Raw genomic sequence first — 312 nt, 5'->3', positions numbered from 1 at the left:
ACGCGTTGTTGACTCGTGCTTCGACCGTATGCAGGCCCGTAACGGCCTGACTGCCAAGAACCAGTCTCAGCTCGGCAAGCTGATTCCTATGCTTCAGCTCGGGGCCAAGAATAGCAAGGACGGTGAGGCAGGTCTCGCGTCCCTATCCGATCGCATGTCCAGTCTGCGCGCCCTTATTGACAGGAGCCGAGAAGCATTCAGACGCCTTCCCACAATGGGCACGGTGTCCAAGGAGCGGCAACTCAAGCGCCTTACTGATGCGCTGGCCGTTGTTAAATCCCTTCGTGACGATGGTGTTCCACAGGGTACAGC

Annotated in this window: 1 protein-coding gene; it reads left to right on the top strand. The window is 58.0% G+C overall.

Features of this window, described 5'->3' with window-relative positions; translation table 11 throughout:
- The coding region (locus AC1RPQ_RS08290; RefSeq protein ID WP_481762311.1) for a hypothetical protein at window positions 1-312 on the top strand (312 nt) is incomplete at both ends.

This window comes from Dellaglioa sp. CoH-57-MRSF-21 (assembly GCF_056781915.1).
Note: the sequence above shows the minus strand (reverse complement) of the source record. Positions and strands in the feature narration are given on the sequence as shown.